Origin of the sequence: Parabacteroides chongii (assembly GCF_029581355.1) — a bacterium.
Lineage (GTDB): Bacteria > Bacteroidota > Bacteroidia > Bacteroidales > Tannerellaceae > Parabacteroides > Parabacteroides chongii.
Genome location: NZ_CP120849.1, coordinates 1,804,420 through 1,824,774, shown reverse-complemented (window position 1 = coordinate 1,824,774; position 20,355 = coordinate 1,804,420). Strand labels below are relative to the sequence as shown.

The 20,355-nt window shown below is 45.0% G+C and carries 16 protein-coding genes and 1 pseudogene; 7 read left to right on the top strand and 10 right to left on the bottom strand.

What is annotated here, in order from left to right; genetic code table 11:
• Positions 1-2: 2 nt before the first annotated feature.
• Positions 3-1,070: a sensor histidine kinase gene (locus P3L47_RS06900; RefSeq protein WP_277783676.1), complete on the top strand. Its 1,068-nt coding sequence runs from the start codon at positions 3-5 to the stop codon at positions 1,068-1,070.
• Here P3L47_RS06900 and P3L47_RS06895 read toward each other — a convergent pair.
• The 5 genes and pseudogenes from P3L47_RS06895 to P3L47_RS06875 all read right to left on the bottom strand — a co-directional run bounded on the left by P3L47_RS06895 (position 1,044) and on the right by P3L47_RS06875 (position 5,912).
• Positions 1,044-1,928, bottom strand: coding sequence for a DUF3108 domain-containing protein (locus P3L47_RS06895; protein ID WP_277783123.1), 885 nt, complete (start codon positions 1,926-1,928; stop codon positions 1,044-1,046). The genes P3L47_RS06900 and P3L47_RS06895 overlap by 27 nt on opposite strands.
• Positions 1,867-3,780, bottom strand: coding sequence for an Ig-like domain-containing protein (locus P3L47_RS06890; RefSeq protein ID WP_277783122.1), 1,914 nt, complete (start codon positions 3,778-3,780; stop codon positions 1,867-1,869). Before P3L47_RS06890 ends, P3L47_RS06895 begins: the two co-directional genes overlap by 62 nt.
• A 266-nt stretch (positions 3,781-4,046) precedes the next feature.
• Entirely contained in the window at positions 4,047-4,343 is a 297-nt protein-coding gene (locus P3L47_RS06885) for a helix-turn-helix domain-containing protein (RefSeq protein WP_277783121.1), read from the bottom strand.
• Positions 4,318-4,588 (bottom strand): annotated as a pseudogene (locus tag P3L47_RS06880) (type II toxin-antitoxin system RelE/ParE family toxin). Before P3L47_RS06880 ends, P3L47_RS06885 begins: the two are co-directional and overlap by 26 nt.
• A gap of 46 nt (positions 4,589-4,634) precedes the next feature.
• A complete protein-coding gene (locus P3L47_RS06875; protein WP_277783120.1) occupies positions 4,635-5,912 on the bottom strand; it encodes a DUF2851 family protein in 1,278 nt (425 codons plus the stop codon).
• A gap of 166 nt (positions 5,913-6,078) precedes the next feature.
• On the opposite strand from P3L47_RS06875, the gene dapB reads away from it, so the two are divergent.
• The 4 genes from dapB to P3L47_RS06855 all read left to right on the top strand — a co-directional run bounded on the left by dapB (position 6,079) and on the right by P3L47_RS06855 (position 9,790).
• Positions 6,079-6,795 (top strand): 4-hydroxy-tetrahydrodipicolinate reductase, encoded by a 717-nt coding sequence (gene dapB, locus P3L47_RS06870; RefSeq protein ID WP_122361871.1) that lies wholly within the window; start codon positions 6,079-6,081, stop codon positions 6,793-6,795.
• 20 nt (positions 6,796-6,815) lie between these two features.
• On the top strand, positions 6,816-8,213 hold the full coding sequence (lepB, locus tag P3L47_RS06865) for a signal peptidase I (protein ID WP_122361873.1): 1,398 nt from the start codon (positions 6,816-6,818) through the stop codon (positions 8,211-8,213).
• Positions 8,214-8,303: 90 nt separating this feature from the next.
• Positions 8,304-9,161 (top strand): signal peptidase I, encoded by an 858-nt coding sequence (gene lepB, locus P3L47_RS06860; protein WP_277783119.1) that lies wholly within the window; start codon positions 8,304-8,306, stop codon positions 9,159-9,161.
• Between the two features lie 2 nt (positions 9,162-9,163).
• Positions 9,164-9,790, top strand: coding sequence for a WbqC family protein (locus P3L47_RS06855; RefSeq protein WP_122361877.1), 627 nt, complete (start codon positions 9,164-9,166; stop codon positions 9,788-9,790).
• Between the two features lie 3 nt (positions 9,791-9,793).
• Here the strand turns inward: P3L47_RS06855 and P3L47_RS06850 are convergent, their stop codons facing one another.
• Entirely contained in the window at positions 9,794-10,069 is a 276-nt protein-coding gene (locus tag P3L47_RS06850; RefSeq protein WP_122361879.1) for an HU family DNA-binding protein, read from the bottom strand.
• Positions 10,070-10,366: 297 nt separating this feature from the next.
• Between P3L47_RS06850 and P3L47_RS06845 the strand changes: the two genes are divergently transcribed.
• Together P3L47_RS06845 and P3L47_RS06840 are read left to right on the top strand one after the other, a co-directional pair.
• A complete protein-coding gene (locus P3L47_RS06845; protein ID WP_277783118.1) occupies positions 10,367-12,439 on the top strand; it encodes an ATP-binding protein in 2,073 nt (690 codons plus the stop codon).
• On the top strand, positions 12,436-14,544 hold the full coding sequence (locus tag P3L47_RS06840) for a sensor histidine kinase (protein ID WP_277783117.1): 2,109 nt from the start codon (positions 12,436-12,438) through the stop codon (positions 14,542-14,544). Before P3L47_RS06845 ends, P3L47_RS06840 begins: the two co-directional genes overlap by 4 nt.
• Here P3L47_RS06840 and phnW read toward each other — a convergent pair.
• From phnW to P3L47_RS06820, 4 genes are all read right to left on the bottom strand, one after another.
• Positions 14,534-15,625: a 2-aminoethylphosphonate--pyruvate transaminase gene (phnW, locus tag P3L47_RS06835; RefSeq protein ID WP_277783116.1), complete on the bottom strand. Its 1,092-nt coding sequence runs from the start codon at positions 15,623-15,625 to the stop codon at positions 14,534-14,536. The two genes, P3L47_RS06840 and phnW, sit on opposite strands and share 11 nt — an antisense overlap.
• Positions 15,626-15,651: 26 nt before the next feature.
• Positions 15,652-16,434 (bottom strand): phosphonoacetaldehyde hydrolase, encoded by a 783-nt coding sequence (phnX, locus tag P3L47_RS06830; RefSeq protein ID WP_277783115.1) that lies wholly within the window; start codon positions 16,432-16,434, stop codon positions 15,652-15,654.
• Positions 16,435-16,481: 47 nt separating this feature from the next.
• The gene (locus P3L47_RS06825; protein WP_122361889.1) at positions 16,482-17,822 is read right to left on the bottom strand and encodes a DUF5690 family protein; all 1,341 of its coding nucleotides are present in this window, start codon (positions 17,820-17,822) and stop codon (positions 16,482-16,484) included.
• A gap of 120 nt (positions 17,823-17,942) precedes the next feature.
• Entirely contained in the window at positions 17,943-20,198 is a 2,256-nt protein-coding gene (locus tag P3L47_RS06820) for an inorganic phosphate transporter (protein ID WP_277783114.1), read from the bottom strand.
• Between the last annotated feature and the right edge of the window lie 157 nt (positions 20,199-20,355).

The window sequence follows — 20,355 nt, the reverse complement described above, 5'->3', positions numbered from 1 at the left end:
GGATGTTCAGCACACGCATCTATCTGAAGATAGTCTTCCAGGTGGCGATTATCGTGATCGTTGCCGGCCTGGGACTGGCCGGCATTGTCAGCGGCAAAGCCATCATCCTGGGATACGTCACCCTGCTGATCGCTTTATGGCTGATCGGCGTTCTCGTCTATTTCCTGAACGCCTCGAACCGCCGTATCCAGCTCTTTTTGGATGCCATCGAAGACAATGAATCGATGCTCTACTTTCCCGAAAACACCGGTCCCGAAGAACAACGGCAACTGCACACGGCATTCAACCGTATTCACAGCCTGATGACGGAAAGCAAGCAGAAAGAATTCGAACGCGAACTGCTACGGAAAGAATATGAGTCATACGATAAGCTGATGCACGTCCTGACCCACGAAATCATGAACTCGATCGCCCCAATCGTTTCCCTTTCGGGGACGCTCCTCTCCTACTACCGGAATAAAGAGACCACCAAAGGCCGCGACGAGATCACCGATGCCACGATCCGTAAAACGATCCGCGGACTGGACACAATCAAGAGCCAGGGACAAAGCCTCATGAACTTCACCCACTCTTACCGCCAGCTCGCTCATTTGCAGACACCCAATCCCAAGCCCTTCTCTTTATCCAATCAGGTCCGCAACATCGAGCTGTTGTTCCAGTCGGACCTCCAACGGTTACAGATCGGACTGGATATCCGTCTCTGCCAGGAAGAAATAACGGTGAATGCAGACGAAGAATTGCTCTCACAGGTACTAATCAATCTACTGAAAAACGCCATGGAAGCATTGGAAGAGCAGGATAACGGAGAAATCTCCCTCACCGTACAGCAACCCGGCAACACGACCCTGATCGAGATCACGGACAACGGCCCGGGCATTCCGCACAATCTGCAGGAAGATATATTTATTCCTTTCTTTACGACCAAAAACAGGGGAAGCGGCATCGGCCTGAGTCTTTCACGCCAAATCATACGTATGCACGGCGGCGAACTGCAGGTATATTCGCAGCCTTATACCGAAACGCGTTTCACCATCTCCCTGCCCTCAACGACGGGGAATTTCCACGCGTGAAGTAAGCGGATAACGTAATCCTTTCGACGATTTGTAATAGACCTCGGCAGCCCCGATCTTCAGTTTGGCGCGTATCTTGACCGGGATATGATTTTCGTCATCCCCGATCCATATTTCGGCAGCTGCCTTGCTCTGAGTGAAAGCATCGTCGTAGATATCTATAAAGAAATGGCGGGTGCGATATTTCAGCGTTTCGTTGCGTTCGACAATCTGCTGCCCGGTATAACGGAAACTGATATTGATACGGTCGCGCCCGATCGCTACATGGAAAGGAAACTCATCCCCATACTGCATCTTATCCCAGTCCAGCGACCGGAGATACATCGTGGCGCCCAGCATATCGAACATGCGTTGTTCCGAGACGATCATCGTATCTATCTTGGTCCGCGAAGGCGTATACCGGTGGGAACGGGCGGATATCTTTCCAGGCTCGTAAGAGAATTTCAGATCATCTATCAGATAATAATCATTCTCATTCACGCGCTTCTCGCTCCGGAGCAACAACATCTCAGGCGAGAAATAGCAGTCGATCGTATCGCGCATAGCGTATACCTTCTCGAACATGCCGGACGTGCGGAACAGCAGGCGGTAATGATAAGCCGGATCTCCTTCATAACGAGCGTCCTTGACAGAAAGCGTAGCCTGCCCCGCACGAGGCATCAGAATGCCCCATTTGAAATACAATTCGTATTGCACCACCTCACCGGCACTGAACCGCTCTTTCACCGGAATTGTCTGCGCCCCGGTCACTCCCGGAAGAAGCAACAACCAGACAAGCAGGAAGAAGCCGATCCCTTTAGAACGGCATTCCCATATTTCCACTGCTGTTGCGCGAAGAAGACTTCTGTTGTCCTTCATCTTTGTAATTTCTTTTCTTCTTGGTAGCCTCTTTAGGCTTATTCTTTGTAATTTCGATAGGTTTCTGTTTTGCCAGCGGGGTTGCTTTCACATTCCAGGTCTCTTCCACCTGCCAGTTCTGCATCACATTGTACTTCACCGGCGAATAGAAGACTTCTTCCGGCTGCCGCTTGTCGGCGTAATTACCGGTATCCCATTTGCCGTTGTCGTTCAGGTCGACCACCAGACGCACATAATATTTGTCCGGCTTCAGGTCCATAAACAGGGCTCCCCCGTTCTTCACCTTTACTTTCCGTACCGGTGTATCGCTACTGTTCAACAATTCGACATAAGCCGTCGTATCTATTCCTTCTATATTCAGATATAAATGGCCGTATTCATCTTCTTTCTTGATCTTAAATTCGCCCGAATACGGTTCATTCCATTTGTCATACAGGCTGAATATCGTCGCCGAATCCACCGACAACCGATACTCTTCACCGTATTTCCACGGACGGCGGATGAAATAGTTCAACGTATTGACGGAATCCCTGAAAAAGTCGAAATCGACCGGAGTCCAGACCGTATCCACCTTCTGGTCCAGATAAAAGACTTCTTTCGGCAAGTCGAGTACCGGCTCATTGAACGTCACCGAAACGGTATCGAACAGGTCCATCGAGCCTGGCGCATCTATCTGCATGCCGAGGAAGACGATCGGTTCCGGTTCGTCATCTTTCTTCTTTTTCTTCTTTTCCGGACGGCGACGCATCACAAACTGAAGCGTATCCGTTTGCGGACGGAGAATATTCAGAGAATCACTCTTCGGATAAGACAATTCCACCTGCAACGTATCCTGCTGCCACACCAGCGAATCGGTCAGCCAGAAATTGACCCCTTTCCCCTCATCCGTTTCCTGGGTAAAAAACCAGTCGGAATCCGCCGGATCGAAATTGAGCGGCTTCGGCAGCGGGATGGTATCCAGCGGAGCGTTGAAACGTATTGTCAACAAGTTTTCCTGCTGGCGTTCCGGTTTCAGGAGATATTGCCGCACGAAGTTTTCCTTGAACAGGCGCAACTGGATATCATCCGGAAAATAACGAGTATAGCCAACCGTCCGGATCGTATCGATGGTCAGGCTGTCTTTCCAAAGCGTATCCTGCCGGGTAGTCTGTTCCAGCGACGGGATAATGATAGAGTCGTTGAAAGCAATCTCTTCGCCCGGCTGGTCGAACTTATAATCGCGATTGACATCATTTAGACCGAATATACGATAGCTGCCCGGAGAAATATTACGGATGGTGAACTCTCCTTTATCGTTTGTACGCGAAGTACGGTCGAAAGGCAGTTTCACAAAAGCCGAATCTTCCAAGTTCTTATGCAGACCGATCGTGATACCGGGCATCGGTTCCAGGTTTTCCGCATTCAGCAGGATACCGGAAACTTCCAGCGTATCGATCACATCACCGGTAGAGAAGGCAAAAGAGAAATTCTCGAACACATTCTTCTCGTTATTATCGGATATCGAATTGGTAAAGTCGATCGTATAGGTCGTATTCTCTTTCAGTGTATCTTTCAGCTCGACCACCACCTTCTTTCCGGCAGCACGGATTACCGGCAACTGCATTTGCGGCGGTGTGATGATCACATTCTCCGACGGCTTATCCAGCTGCACCAGCTCATCAAACAGGATTTCCACCTTCTTCCCCTTATAGTTCTTCTGGTTTGGAGCCGGAAGGCTGCTGACAAATTTAGGCGGCATCTCATCATAAGGTCCTCCGTTCGGAGAAGCCATATTGGCACATGAATACATGGTTACCAACAGAAACAGCCCGCACACCGCCAGCAATAAATTGTTTATATATCTGTTACTCATTCAATCTCTTTTTAATCAGAGGGCAAAAATAGGGAAAAATCCGGTGACAAACAGTTATATATACGCTAAATAACGTAAGTTCACTATAACAAATCAGAAATTGAAACACCATTCATGCCACCATCTGCCCGGACAATTCCCTTTCTTCCGCTATCAGTCAGTCAAAAAAAACGTTTCTGCAAAACGGCCATCCTCGATAAGTCTCATAATAGTTATCTGTTCGATTTTGTTTGATTTATAAACAAAATCGAACAGCCGGCAGGTCTTTATATCACAGGCTTCACAATTTCAATACGTAATCCCAGTGCTTCAATAATTCTATAAAACGTACTTACACCTGGTTCTATAACCCCCTTTTCAATACGCGAAATATATGACTTACTTGCCCCAATACGCTTTGCCAGTTCTTCCTGCGTCACCTTTTCTTTTTTACGCGCATCGTGGATAATTTGACCCATACAATAAGAATAGGCTTCACGTCTAAAATTATCACGCTCGGAAGTTCCTACTTTGCCGAATTTTTGATCCATTATTACATCAACGCTTCTCAGATTTGCTTCCATAATATTCTTCTTTGATTTTTAATGCTTTATTTATTTCCTTAACCGGTGTCTTTTGCGTTTTTTTCTGAAACCCATTAAACAGAATAACGATCTTCCCTTTATCAAAACAAAAAAACACTCGATAGATATCTGACTTTCAGCATATCAAGTATATAGTATATCTTTTTAGACTCATTTTCGGTAAGAGTATCCATGAAGTCCCAAAAGTAACTTTTATATGCTACTATTTCTCGTTCATCATCCATAGGACAAAAGTATATAAAGTTTAAATATATTACAACTTCTACGAGATTAATATTTCAAAACATCCTGTTTCAGATACCTGAACCCGATCCGGCAATACAAACATTTCTTTTTCTCGCAGTACTCCCGCTTCAGCTGGATAAGTGCCTGGCTGTCTCCGGCATGGCAGGCTTTGATTCCTGCTTGCCCAAAAGCGGAAACGATCGCATTCTTTTCCGGCGGAAGGCTTTCAAGGATACGGATGGCACGGTCGCAATATTCCGGTTGTTTATTCCGGACACCATAAGCAAAAAGTATCGGAACCACCGTATTTATCAGCAGGATACATAAGGAATTTTCTCCCACCGGCTTTTCTTTCCGGAGGGAAACAGAACGGAAATTATAATGTGTCGCCCAATACTCGGATGGAGAAACACGGAGGTATTGTTTGATCTGGCCGATACTGCCGGCTGTCAGTATTTCGGAAAACAAGGTATCGTGCTGCGTCCAGACGGCAGTCAGTTGTGCCAGTTTCAGACAGGGAAAATTGACCGGACGGATACGCAGATTCTTAAACAGGAAAGGATCGAGCGGCGTCAACCCGAACTTATGACGAAGGAACCGGTATTCGCGTTGCAGCAAACGGTAGTAAGGACAGTCGAGCGCTTCGTCCAGCATTCCCGCCTGCCCGAACAGCATCGCCTCCACCTGCGAATAGCTGCCGCGTTGTTTCTGAATACAGCGCAACGGCAGGCTTTTCGCCAGACGTTCGAAAATATCGTTATTCACTCCAAAGCCGAAATTACGGGTTAAAGTAATATAAAAGACCTCGTTCCAATCGCCGCCATACAGGTCCAGCAGACGGAAAATATCAGCCGTCTTCCGCTCCAGCCGTTCACCTAGCAGGGCATCCAGCCAAGAGGAAATGTACAACGATTCTATTTCCCGGATATAGCCCAGGCACGGCATGGAAACTTCACGGTACAACAGCCAGTCCATATTCCTGACCACAGCCTCCGGAACAGCCAGTTTCAGCTGCGGGATCGGTTCGCCGTTCGTCCGGCACACCTCACAGTCCGAACACTCCACGACATGCAGCACCACAGCATCGTAGGCCTTATCCAAATCGTGCCGATGAAGCAGCCAGTCAGACGCTTTGGTATGGATTTCCACACCGCCGACCCACAGGGTATCGGCTATTTTTATCTTTGCATTGAAGAAGTCCGGTCCGGCATCGGAATTGAGTATTCCGGGATCGATTACGGATACAAGACGACCATCGGTGGTAAGAAGCGGCAGTGCCGGATACAGTTTGTATTTCCAAACATAATGTAATAAACGTTCCATATTCTTTTCAGAGTTAAGATTTATGCCACAAATCTAATTCATTTTCTTTATATTTGCACCCTATAACTAATTGAAAATTGAAAATTGAAAGTTGAAAATGAACAATAAACCTTATTTCATTCTCTAATTCTCAATTTTCAATTCTCAATTCTCAATTTTTAAAGATATGAAGATTGCACTTATCGGTTACGGAAAGATGGGGAAAACCATCGAACAAATCGCACTCAGCAGAGGACACCAGATCGTCTCTATCGTAGATATAAACAACCCGGAAGAATTTCAGTCAGCTAATTTCAAGAGCGCAGACGTTGCCATCGAGTTTACGACTCCTGCCACGGCTTTCGACAATTATATGAAAAGTTTCGCTGCCGGCGTTCCCGTTGTCTCCGGGACGACAGGCTGGTTGGACCGTATCGGCGAAATCAAAGAGAAATGTGAAAAGGAAGGCAAGACATTCTTCTATGCCTCCAATTTCAGCATCGGAGTAAACATCTTTTTCGCCCTCAACAAATACCTGGCGAAGATCATGAATAACTTCCCCTCCTACAATATCAGCATGACGGAAACGCATCATATCCATAAGCTGGATGCTCCGAGCGGAACGGCCATCACACTGGCTGAAGGCATTCTTGAAAATGTAGACCGGAAAGAACGCTGGACGCTGGAAACAGCCGAACAGCCGACCGACCTGCCGATCCACGCCATCCGCGAAGGAGAAGTGCCGGGTATCCATGAAGTGACCTACGAGTCGGATGTCGACTATATCAGCATCAAACATGATGCCAAGAGCCGTGCCGGCTTTGCCCTCGGCGCTGTCGTTGCCGCCGAATTTACAGCCGGGAAGAAAGGCTTCCTCGGTATGGATGATATGCTTCAATTTTAATTCCACAGATTAGTCTACAAATGAAAAAGTTTTCCAAGAAACAATGGATCAAGTTCGGCATCTCAGCCGTATTGTATATACTCTTTTCAATCTGGATGCAGAACCTTTGGTTGTTGCTAGGATTGATCGTACTGGTGGATATTTTCCTGACAAAATACATTCCCTGGGGAGCCTGGAAACAGTCGAAGAACCCGAGTGTGCGGAATGCACTGGAATGGGTGGACGATATCCTGTTCGCGCTGATTGCCGTTTATTTCATTAACCTGTTCATTTTCCAAAACTATCAGATACCGAGTTCTTCGCTGGAGAAATCATTGCTGGTTGGCGATTATCTGTTTGTGAGCAAACTGAGCTATGGTCCGCGCGTACCGAACACGCCGCTGTCATTTCCGCTGGTACAAAACACCTTGCCCTTCTTCAACTGCAAATCGTATCTGGACTGGCCTGAATGGGGTTACAAACGTGTCAAAGGATTCGGTCATGTGAAACGTGACGATATCGTCGTGTTCAACTTCCCGGCAGGCGACACGGTTGCCCTGAAACAACAGAATCCGAGTTACGACGAACTGGTCGCCATGTACGGACGCGACCGGATCTGGATGGATAAAAACACATTCGGAGAGGTGATCTACCGTCCCGTAGACAAACGCGAGAATTATGTAAAACGCTGTATCGGTTTACCCGGCGACACGATCGAATTACGAAATAACCAGGTATACATCGACGGCAAACCTGCCAAGAATCCGGAAAACCTGCAGTTCAACTACTTTGTTGAAACGGACGGTTCTCCCATCACGGAGGAACAGTTCCGCCTGATGGAGGTAAGTAAAGATGATCGCATACTGGCTACGAACAGTGGATTTTATCAGGACCTGATGTCTTTCCTCGGCTTTAAGCCGAATGAAAGCGGACAGTTCAACCCGGTTTACCACATGCCTCTGACCAAGAAAGCGCTTGCCATTGCCGAGAAACTACCGTCTGTGAAAAAGATCGTTATCGAACCGGATGCCTGGGCTGGAAATACGTATCCGGCATGGTACGAAACAGGCTGGTCACGCGATAATTTCGGTCCGCTGTGGATTCCGAAAAAAGGAGCGACCATCCCGCTGAACGAACGTAACATCGCCTTGTATGGCCGTTGCATCAAAAACTACGAGAACAACACACTGGAAGTAAAAGACGGAACCTATTATATCAACGGCAAGCCGGAAACAGACTATACATTCAAATATGATTACTATTGGATGATGGGGGACAACCGTCACAACAGTGCCGACAGTCGTTCGTGGGGATTCGTTCCGGAAGATCATATCGTCGGAAAACCGATCCTGATCTGGTTGTCACTGGATAAAGACCGCAGTCTGTTTGACGGTGGTATCCGCTGGAACCGTCTGTTCCGCATGGTACACCCTGATTAAAAGTTGACAGTTGACAAGGGACAGTTGAAAGTTTGATAAATTCGAAGCTCATCTGTCCCCCGTCAACTGTCATTTGTCAACTTGAATAATATGGCAAAACGCTCCTTTATATCTGCAGTAAGATGGCTGGCAACGATCGTGTTGCTGGCAGGAGGCGTTATGGCAGTCCGCCACTTTTGTGTGGAGTCTTTCCATGTTTCGACCAATTCTATGGAGACGGCGTTGCATAAAGGCGATTATATCCTGGTCAACAAGTTACCTCTGAAAGATAATCCCGGGCGCAACAGGGTGGTTTTATTTACCAGTCCGTTACTGAAAGATTCCGTTTCGACTCCTTTATTCCTGAGCCGTTGTATCGGTATGCCGGGCGATACGATCCGTGTCGCAAGCGACGGCTATCTGGTCAACGGAAAGCTCATCCCCCATTCGCCGCAATCACTTAACCGGTATATGGTGACAAAGGCAGGGCAGGACGAATTTTCGGCTATACAGAAGAAGCTGAACATCCCCGTCAGGGAAATGAAAGAGGAGGAATTTGGGCTCTCTCTCTATCTCACCTCTTTTGAAGAGTATCAGATCAGGGAGGAATTATCGGAAGAAGCCGATATCCGTTTTATAAAAGACCGGACAGACAGTTATGAGCTGATCGTTCCCCAAAAAGGAAGAGCTCATCGGCTCGATGCTGCCGCATTGACCGCCTGCCGTGAAGCGATCTTGGCCGAGGCTGGAGAAAAGGCTGTTTTCCGTAACGGAAAGCTATATTTAGACGGAAGGGAAACTACGTTTTTTTTCTTCAACCAGGATTATTACTGGATGCTTTCAGATAATACCAACGATGCGGTAGACTCCCGCCATCTCGGATTCATTCCGCACGACCATATCATAGGAAACGCCTGGTTCAGCTGGTACAGTCCGGACAGGCAACGAATCTTTAAACCCATAAACTGATCATGCAATCTGTATATATATCATCGGCCTATCTGGGTCCGGTACAACAGTACTGTAAACTTTTCCAATTTGAGAAAGTATGGATAGAGACAGCAGAGAACTATCTGAAACAAACCTACCGCAACCGCTGTACGATCGCAGCCGCCAACGGTCCGTTATCCCTCTCCGTCCCCATCGTCAAACCGGACACATTGAAATGCCCGACAAAAGATATCCGTATATCCGACCACGGGAACTGGCGCCATCTTCATTGGAATGCGCTGGTCTCGGCTTATAATATGAGTCCGTTCTTTGAATATTATGAGGAAGACTTCGCTCCGTTCTATGAAAAGAAATTTGAGTTCCTGTTCGATTTTAATGAGGAGCTACGCATGTTGGTTTGCCGGTTACTGGACTTGCAGCCGAACATTGCCTATACAGAAACTTATACACCGGAGGTAGAAAACGATTTCCGGGAGATCATCCGCCCGAAACACGAAGGGGAAGATCCTGACTTCATCCCGCAACCCTATTACCAGGTATTCCGGGATAAATTCGGATTCCTCCCCAACTTAAGTATTGTAGACTTGCTATTCAACACAGGACCGGAAGGAATACTCGTTCTGCGCGACTCCATCCGCCCTGCATAGCAGTTACTTGTTCAGATCTTCAAAAAGGAATTTACCGACGCTGAATTTCACACTCAGACGCTTCGGAATAATAACAACCTCTCCTGTCTTGGGGTTGCGGGCCGGACGACTATTTTGCTCTCTGGGAGAAAGAGTACCAAATCCTTTCAAGACTATCGGATCTCTTTGACGAAGTGCATCAGTCGCAACAGAACAAAATGCTTCGAGCATTGCATCTACATCTTTCTTACTACAACCACTTTCAGCAGCTATAGCTGCAATTAAATCTGACCGTTTCATTTGTTTTTATTAATTAAAGTACAACTTTGTAAAAAAATCTCTCTGATAAAAATTTCAGATTAGTTGAAAATTAACGGATACAAACGTAATCAAAATAATTTATTATACGCAGCTTTTATTTACTTATTTTACTCTCCGGACACAAAAAAGTAGACTTATTCCAGCCTTAATGGTAAAAAATAACCAAAGTGTGTATAAAACAACGCTTTTATTGATATAAACCGTTTTTTTTATTTAGTAAAGAGTATCTTTGCAAAACTGTATTTTAGGACCCAATAGCATTTACCTAACACTAGTATGCCTAAATTTATTTCAATATTATTACTTACTGTAATAACCGGTTTATCTTCCCGCCCACATTTGCAGGCACAAACAAACGATAGCCGGAAAGACAGCTTGCATACTATTTTGAAGAATATCAAAGAGCCATCAGAAAAGCTGCCGGTCTTACTCGAATTATCCCGTAGTTATTGGCAACAACCCGAAGAAGCTACGTTGTTGAAAGAACTTATCGATTTATCCGTACAACTCGATACTCTAAATTATATCGGTGAAAGCTACTCAAGATTATGCCGGTACTATTATAATGAATCTCAATTGGATAGTTTGATTTACTGGAAAAATCAACTGGATTCGATCTACCGCCGACATGCAATAACACCACCGGCTTTTTTCCAGACAAGACTATTGCTATGCAAATATTATCAGGGAATATTGAATTACGAACTAGCCATCAGTGAAGCTTTCAAACTGTTGAACGACGCTAAAAAGGCACAGGATGACTATGGCCTGATGCTGGCCAACCAATGTATCGGATTTGCATACCAAGGTATGGGGCGAAATAAAGAAGCGACCACTGCTTATAAGGAAGGTTTAATCTATCTGAAAAAGCTAAACTCCAACCCGGTTTATGAAATACAATATGTATCGGAAATTATTCCGTCATTCCTGGACGAGAACCTGCTAGATGAATCTCTCCAATTAATAAACAGATATAAAGAGCTGTATCAGATTGTATATAAAATTTACGCAGATAAAGGAGTTTCTTATCAGTCGATATGGCATAAATGGCTATTCAACAGTTATTATGCGGAATTGTACATGAAAAAAGGACAACTCGATAAAGCTGGAAAATATATTAAAGAGGCAGATAAATATATCGATCAGTCGACAGAAGAGAATATGAAATATCCATATTACCGCATAAAAGCCCTGTACTGCTATAAAAATAAAGACTACACTAATGCCCTCAAAGCCATTAATAGAGGACTGGATATCGAAGTTCAACCCCATTATTTAAAGCTGAAAATAGATATCCTGACAGCCGACGGACAAAAAGCAAAAGCCATTGCAACCTATGAAGAATTGTTTGCATTGAATAGCCGTATGAAAAAAGAAGCCTTCGAACGTCAGATACAACAACTCCGGTTACTGAATGATCTGAACGATCAGGAACGGCAGACTTACGAACTGCAGCGTCAAAACGATCAACTGGCCTTACGGACACAATGGGTAAGGATGGGATTAGGTATCTCTCTGTTATTACTCATATTGTTATTTATACGAATCCGTTATTATTTACGCTCCAATAAACTGAAAAATGCTTTGGAGTGTGAAAAGGAAGCATTGGTTAAATCAGAAAAAGAATCACGGCTGGCCAAAGAGAAAGCAGAAGAGGCCAACCGACAAAAGACTGATTTTATCGCAAAGATCAGTCATGAAATACGTACTCCATTAAATGCCATTGTCGGTTTTTCCAAACTATTAAGTGAGGATGAGGATTCATTCTCTGACGAAGAGAAAAAAGAATTTACAGACTTAATTAAAGAAAACTCCAAATTGCTGATGAATATCGTAAACAACATACTCGATCTTGCCCTGGTCGATGCCGGTAGGTTCAGCCTGAATATAAAAGCCTACGATGTGATAGCCTGTTGCCGGGAAGTCATCAGCGAAATCAACCCCTTTATGCAGCCAAATGTCAGACTAGTTTTTGAACCTCCGGTAGAAAAATACATGCTAAATACAGACCGGAACCGCTTCATGCAAGTCCTGAGGAATCTATTGGAAAATGCAGCTAAATTTACACGGGAAGGAGAAATAAATCTTACATTCGAAGAAGAAGAACATCTAATCCGAGTGTCGGTCACTGATACAGGATGTGGGATCTCCCCTGAAAAACAATCACATATATTCCATCGGTTTGAAAAGGTAAACGAGTTTGTCCAGGGTGTAGGTCTTGGATTAGCTATCAGCTCACATATCTCCGAACAATTTAAAGGGAGTTTATTTATAGATTCTGCTTATACAACAGGAGCCCGTTTTATTTTTACGCATTCAACGGAGCTGATAAACAACAAACAATCATGAAAAGACAGCATCTATCTTTTACATATCATGTCAGGATTTGGGCACTTATGATAAGGTTACTCCTACTTTTTCCCCTATCGGCACTGGCCATCAACTCACATATGGCAGAAATCGATAGTCTGAAAGCCATTTTGCCGGAGCAATCCGAACCACAGGAAAAAATTCCGGTATTATACCGTCTTTCTCTTCTCCATGAACAAAAACCAGAACAGATCGAATACCTGAAAAGATCGATAAAAGAAGCTGAAAAGATTGATTCTGTCCAAGCTGTTTATACAGCATTGTCGGACATTGCCACCTACTATTATAACCTGGATAAAAGTGACAGTCTGGCTTACTGGATGCACACGATCGACTCTATCGCCCGTGAACGCAATGAATATCCGGATGCCTTATTCAGGGCAAGAGCATTATACTGCCAGGATCTGTTATGGCACAGGAATTATGAAGAAGCAATGAACAATACTCATAATCTATACCAATTGGCTATAAACACGAAACAAAGTTACGGACTCTTGCGCAGTTCGGAATGCCTGGGCCAGATTTATCAAGCCATCCGTCGTGATAGCGATGCCGTGATCGCTTTCCAGGACGGACTCGACCGTCTGAAACAACAGGGAGGCGACAATGACACCGAATTACGTCTGATCGCTTACCAAATAGAGTCGAGCCTGCGGACCGATTCATATAAAAAGACCTTGGAAATGCTCGCGGATTATAAGCAGTTGATAGACAAATTAGATGGATTGAATAAAACACAAAACGGTTTATTCCCCGTCAACCGGGAATACTGGCTTTTATATTGTTTCTATACCGATCTGTATCTGAAAGAGAATGAATTGGACAAAGCCAGGGAATCCATCGAAATGGCCAGTCGCTTCGAAGGAAGTGAATTCGTAGAGGGAGACTATGCAGGAAAAGTATATCTGGCTGTCAAATCCCATTATTATGCCCGAACAGGTAATTTTACACTCGCTTTACATTACATTGACAAACTTTTAGAAAAACAGCGTTTACCGGAAGATTTACAATTAAAAGCCGATATACTGAAAAAACAAGGGAAAGAAAACGAAGTCCTGAAGCTTTATGAAGAGATCAGCGCCTATAATGACAAAAGTAACAACGAAATGTTTCTGCGTCAAGTGAACCAACTGCGTACATTACATGATATCAATTTCGATATCATGCAAAAAGACCAGATGAAGAATAACCAAAAGCAAATTATACAGAAACAAAATCAGTTGCTATTCTTCCTGTCTGTAATTATCATATTACTAATAACACTCTATATCCTATATATTTACAGCAACAGGACACAACGGTTGAAGAATTATTTACAACAGGAAAAAGAGGCTTTACTAAAATCAAAAGAAAAACTGATACTCGAAACGATACGAGCAGATGAAGCCAATCGCCTGCAAAGTTCTTTCATTGCAGATATGAGTCATGAAATACGTACTCCTCTGAATGCAATTGTCGGTTTTTCCGAGTTGCTGACAGAAAAGGGAACAACTCCAGAAGAGAAAAGAGAATATTCCGGAATCATTCAGAATAATACCGATTTGATGCTGACGTTAATAAATGATGTACTCAACCTGTCAATGATGAAAACGGGTGACATGAGCTTCAATTTGCAAAAAGTATTATTGAAAGATTGCTGCCGAAAAGCTCTCAACAGCATCCGGCAACATGTACGTGAAGGAGTGGTATTAACTTTTTCCCCTGCCTCAGAACAAGTGATTATCAATACAGACACTATACGCCTGCAACAATTACTAACCAACCTGCTAACCAATGCGGCCAAATTTACGGAAAAAGGAGAAATCAACCTGGCTTATACGTTGGAAGCAGATAAAAAGCACGTACGGATAACGGTCACCGATACCGGAACGGGTATTCCAAAAGAAAAGCAGGAAGAAATATTTAAACGTTTCGAAAAGTCGGACAACTACCAATCAGGCACAGGTCTCGGTCTCCATATATGCAGTTATATAGCAGAACATTTAAGCGGGCCGGACAGCATATTCCTGGATACATCATATACTGCCGGAGCCCGCTTTGTATTCATTCATCCTTGTGAGTCAGACAATGCCGTCAACGGATAGATGTCTGTTTGATCGCTTCCAGCAAATTCTCCATATCCTGAGGGAAAACATCCCCGATATTCCCGATACGGAAAGTGTCGGCATCCGAGATCTTTCCGGGATAAATCACAAAACCTTTTTGTTTCAGTGCTTCATAAAAAGCATGGAAATCAAAATCAGCATGAGGATACAGGAAAGATGTGATGATCGGACCCTGCGAAGCATCCGGCAATAACGTCTTGAATCCCAATGCACGCATGCCGTCTACCAATATACGGTGATTCTTCTTATAGCGTTCGTAGCGGGCTGCGATGCCACCTTCTTCATTCAGTTCCTTCATTGCCTGGTAGAAAGCGCGGACCACATGCGTAGGTGACGTAAAACGCCATTTACCTCCGCCTTTTTCCATCGTTTCCCATTGTGCATAGATATCCAGGGACAACGAACGGGCAACTCCTTTACAGGCCATCAGCTTTTCCTTCCTGGCGATGACGAAGCCAAAACCGGGAACTCCCTGAATACATTTATTGGCACTGCTCACCAAAAAATCGATATTCAGCTTCTTCACATCGATAGGCACGCCTCCAAAGCTGCTCATGGCATCTACGATAAACGTGATTCCCTTGCCACGGATCACTTCCGCCACTTCTTCGATCGGATTCAGCAGACCGGTCGTTGTTTCACTGTGCACCATAGAGAGATGGGTGATGCCCGGATTCGCTTCCAGTGCCTTGCGGGCAACTTCTCCTGTGATCAGCTCCGTTTCATGCAGAGAGACCAGCACATGATCGATATGATAATATTCAGCAATCTGCGCCATACGCTTACCGTATGCGCCATTGGCAAGGATAAGCAGTTTATCGGTCGGTTTCACGGCAGCTCCGATCGTTGCTTCCACGCAGTAAGTACCGCTTCCCTGCAAAAGTACGTCGGTATATTCGTTCTCATCCAGTCCGGCAATGGCCAGCAAGCCTTTACGGATCGGAGTTACAATTCCTTCGTTATAATCTTTATCCCAGGTGCACCAATCCTGAAGCATGGCCTCGCGTACTGTCTGTGAAGTACTTAACGGGCCGGGAGTCAGTAAAAGATAATTTCTCATTTCAATGGATATGTTATGTCTTTATTTTATCGGTTAATTTTCTCAATGCAAGCAGGCAGTTCGGTAATGTTATCCAATACGAAATGAGCACCTGCAGCCAGCATACGTTCGCGTACTTCGCGCTTCAGTTCAGCTAGTTCGTCGGCAGAGCGATGGTTGTATTCTTCTTCAGTAATTCCCATCTCGTTACTTCCCGTTACGATACCGATGCTCCAAACTTTCGCATTCAGGCCTTCTTTGATGTCGGCAATCGTATCGCCTACTTTCACAACATTATCTACAGACGGAATAGCCAAATCGATCATATTTTTATAGATCATATAAGGAGCAGGACGACCGGCAGGAACATCGTCGGGAGTGACCAGATTGTCGACCTCATAGCCTTTGGCAGCGGCATCGGGACGGACCACGTCCATCATAGCCTGTGTATAGCCGGTTGTAGAACCGATCTTTATGCCGTTCTCACGCAACAGTTTCATTGTTTCCAATACACCGGGTATCGGCGTGGTAAAGTTTTTCAGCGAGGCGAACAGATGTTTCTCAAAACTCTGATACATCTCGTTCACATCATCCATGTTCCAGTCGCGGCCATAACGGGCACGGAACTTATCACTGACTTCCGGCATATTCAGAATAGCCTTGATATGATCGATCTTGAGGAGTCCCATCGGCTCACGTGCCTGGCGGTACGTAATATCGATCCCTTTTTCTTCCGAGAAAACTTTCAGGAAAGCGTTCAATGGGGCAAAACAACCGAAATCGACAGCTGTTCCCGCCCAGTCCATAATTACACACGAAATCTTCTTCATAACTTCATTTATATACTGATTATTCTTTATATTCCGATATATCAAATTCAGGCAACGGTGATGGCATTCTGCGGAACGGCTTCAAGTGTCTCTTCCCTGGCGGCTGTCACACCTGTTTCTCTACGGAAACGCTGGTGCAAATATACAAAAGAACAAGCAAAAAGGATGCAACAAAAGATACCGACATAACCTGCCAGCTGGTTATAAAACAAAGCCCAATCGATATTGGGGTTGCAAAACTCCTTCAGGACAAGCACAACGACGGTTCCGGTATATCCCAGAAAGTCTGTCGTCACAATAAAGAAACCGACATTCCCGCGAATTCTGAAGCAAGCGATGAAACGGTCGAAAAAGATAGTCTGGAATGTCAGGTAGGTGATATACAGGCACAAACTCTGGATAAACAACCATGCAACAGGCGAAAGCCGGAACTGTTCCTGCCCGAAAGAGACGACCGACATCACCACCATTCCCGACATGATCAGGACAAACAATACAGACAGTGCCTTCAAATTGTCTTTCACGAAGACCATCAGACCGAATATCCCCAGGATAATCAATGTCACGATGCTGTCTATCTGGGCAAAGAGCCACGGCGAGTAACTGGATACATCTATTATATTCACCAGGAAGTCTTCCTTTATATCTCGCAAAACGACAATCGCGATATTGGCCACGAAAAGCATACTCAGAAAAGGCATATAGCTTTTGAAGAGCTCCCGCCGCTGTCTTCCGTTCAGGGTTTCGCGTTCGGACTTCATGGCGATATCCTCTTGGGTCGGCTTGGGAAGCCTGTTAAGTGCCCAACCCAGCAGGAGCAACAGGGGAAGTGCCACTGCACCGATCAGTGCAGGCATCCAAAACTCGCTTACATGCAGATGATTCATGACATACAATCCGACCGACTTCGCCGTCCCCGAACTGACCACCATACTGACACCCAGCAGACTCGCCAGAATATCCGTTACCCGCCGTCCTTCGATAAAGCTGAAAATCACTCCCCACATACATCCCAAAGAAAGACCGTTGAGGAACATCGCAGCCACATTGAACGGCGTTGAAAGCAATCCGAAAAGGATCAACGACGCTTCCGCCAGCAAGACGGATGTCAGAATAAACTTAAACCGCTCCTCCGCTTTCAACTCAGAGATCAGTTTGATACCGATAAACTTGGAGATCACATATCCCAGTATCTGGGAGATCGTCACCACCACCTTATAATCCAGGTCGAAAAATTCCGCATTCTCGAAAGAGGCTGCGGTGAACGGTTTACGGAGTGCATAAACCAAGGAATAAGAGAGCAAAGCGGCTCCTCCCGCCCAAAGGATAAAAAGGAAGTCGGAAAGGCGTTTCCGGGTCGTTTCATTTATCTGTAACAAATTGTTCATCTTTGTTGTCGTTTTATTTCCGGCAACAAAAATACCCTCGCGATATGACGAGGGTATTTCTATAATGTGACCAATCTGTTTAGATTTTGTTACAAATATGTTTCAGCCGACGATTGTATTTCATTCTTTCTGAAATTTACGGCTTACCTTGATCAGATTCGCGGTAAAAGATACGATATTCTGCGCCTCCTGTACCATGTTCAGGTAAACCATACTTACCTTGGTGCTGCCGCTTTGTCCCTGAATACGTTTCAGCTCGCCTTTCTTCAAAGCTGTAAGCTGGTTCGTCAAATCCACCGATTCGGCGATCACATCGTCCAAGCGATGATAATCGTTCTTCTCGATCATAGTCGCACAGCGTTTCAGATAAGTAACGATACTTTCCGTCATCTTACTGAAATCTTCTTTCTGGATATCGTTGAGCGGACTGAAGTTATTATCCACATGTTCCTTGCTCGGCTCCGTCATACGGCGGACACTGAATATGATCTCACTGGCGAAATCATTTCCCTGGTAATAATATAACCCCTTTTCAACGGCTATATCATGATCCAAATGAGTGACACCAAGAGTTCCGACTCGTTTTACCTGCTTCAGGTGGATTTTCTTTTCTTCCACGGCACTCAGGACCTTACGCAGTTCACGGAGATTCTCATTCATAAATCCGTGAACCGATCTATCCAGCATATCCGCAGTGAAGAGCAGGACAGATTCCAATTCTTCGCGACTATGTTCGCGGAACAAAGAAAGCGCTTCGCGTCCGTCGGTTGTTTCACGCAGTTTCGCAACCGTCGTATTGACTTCTTCTTTCAAAGCCTCTTTCTTCAGTTTCTTCTTATAGGCAATCTGATTACGGATCAGCATATAAACCGCTACACCGACCATGGCAACCATGGCGGCAATACCGCCGAAATAAATCAGCAAAGCAACCAGGAAACAAATGGTAAATGCTGCACCCGCCGTGATGAACCATCCTCCGATCACGGACAACACACCGGTAATACGGTAAACGGCACTCTCACGTCCCCAGGCACGGTCCGCCAGCGAACTACCCATTGCCACCATGAACGCAACATAAGTAGTAGACAGAGGCAATTTCAAAGAAGTACCCAGTGCAATCAACAAGCCGGACAACACAACATTGACCGAAGCTCTGACCAGGTCAAAACTGGCTTTATTTTCCAGGATGATCTCGTCATTATTGAAACGGCTGTCTATCCAGTCTTTTACGCGGGGAGGAACCACACTCAGCAGCGTACTGGCTGTGTTGTTGCATGTCCGGACCAGCACACGGGCAACAGGTGAAGTTCCGAAATTTTCATTTCCTTCCGTCTGACGGGACAAATCCAGCGAAGTCTTGATTACGCTCTGTGCCTTTTTGGATGTAGCCAATGCAATCACCATCACCAGCCCCGATCCTACCAGGAAATACCAGGGTGTCTGTGCCGGTTCGAGCAAGGAAGACATCAGGAACGTATCCGTCGTAGTCGTTCCCCCCTGTGCCATCAAATCTATATAAGAAGAATAGCCAGCCAAAGGAACACCGATAAAGTTCACCAAATCATTGCCCGCAAAAGCCAGCGCCAGGGCAAACGTACCCATCAACACCACTACTTTGAACACATTCACTTTCAGCCAGTGAAGAATCTGCATCAGGATCGTGAAACCGATAAAGGCACACCAGACAATCGTCTCCGTATTGCCATATACAGCTTCTTTCAATCCACTTGTCATGAAAGAACTTTCTTTCAATCCTTTTATCAGCATAAAATATAAAATGGAAGTAGCAGCCAGACCACCGAACAGAGCGATAAAGTATTTGGTATGTTTCTTATAATTAAAGGTAAAGATCAGACGAGAGATGTACTGCACTACGGAACCGAAGAAAAAGGCGATCGCGACGGACAGGAATATCGCCAGAATAACGGTAAATGCCTTATCCGTATTCAGCAGGTCTCCCAATTGCAAAGCCCCGTCGGAATGGGCTATTTTAATCAGAGCAAGTGCAACAGTACCTCCTAAGAGTTCAAATACAAGAGAAACAGTTGTAGAAGTCGGCATACCTAACGAGTTAAATACATCCAACAGAACAACATCCGTAAGCATAACGGCAAACAGAATGCACATTATTTCCGAAAAATAGAAGTGCTGGGGCTGATAGATCCCATGCCGGGCAATATCCATCATTCCGTTTGACAATGAAGCGCCGACAAAAATACCGATTGCGGCGATGACCATAATTACTTTAAATGATGCGGCCCTCGAACCGATTGCAGAATTAAGGAAGTTTACTGCGTCATTACTGACTCCGACCGACAGGTCGAACACCGCCAGCACAAAGAGGAAAATTACGAGGAACAGATAAAATGTTTCCATAAATGAGTGTTACATATTCGACGGCAAAGTTCTGAAACAAATATTTCACATGTGTTACACAGATGTTACAAACATGTTACAATCGTTAAAACACCCTCGTATTATTAAAAACCGTAAGAAAATAAAGTTATCACACTAAGGGTTTTTCCTTTCAAAT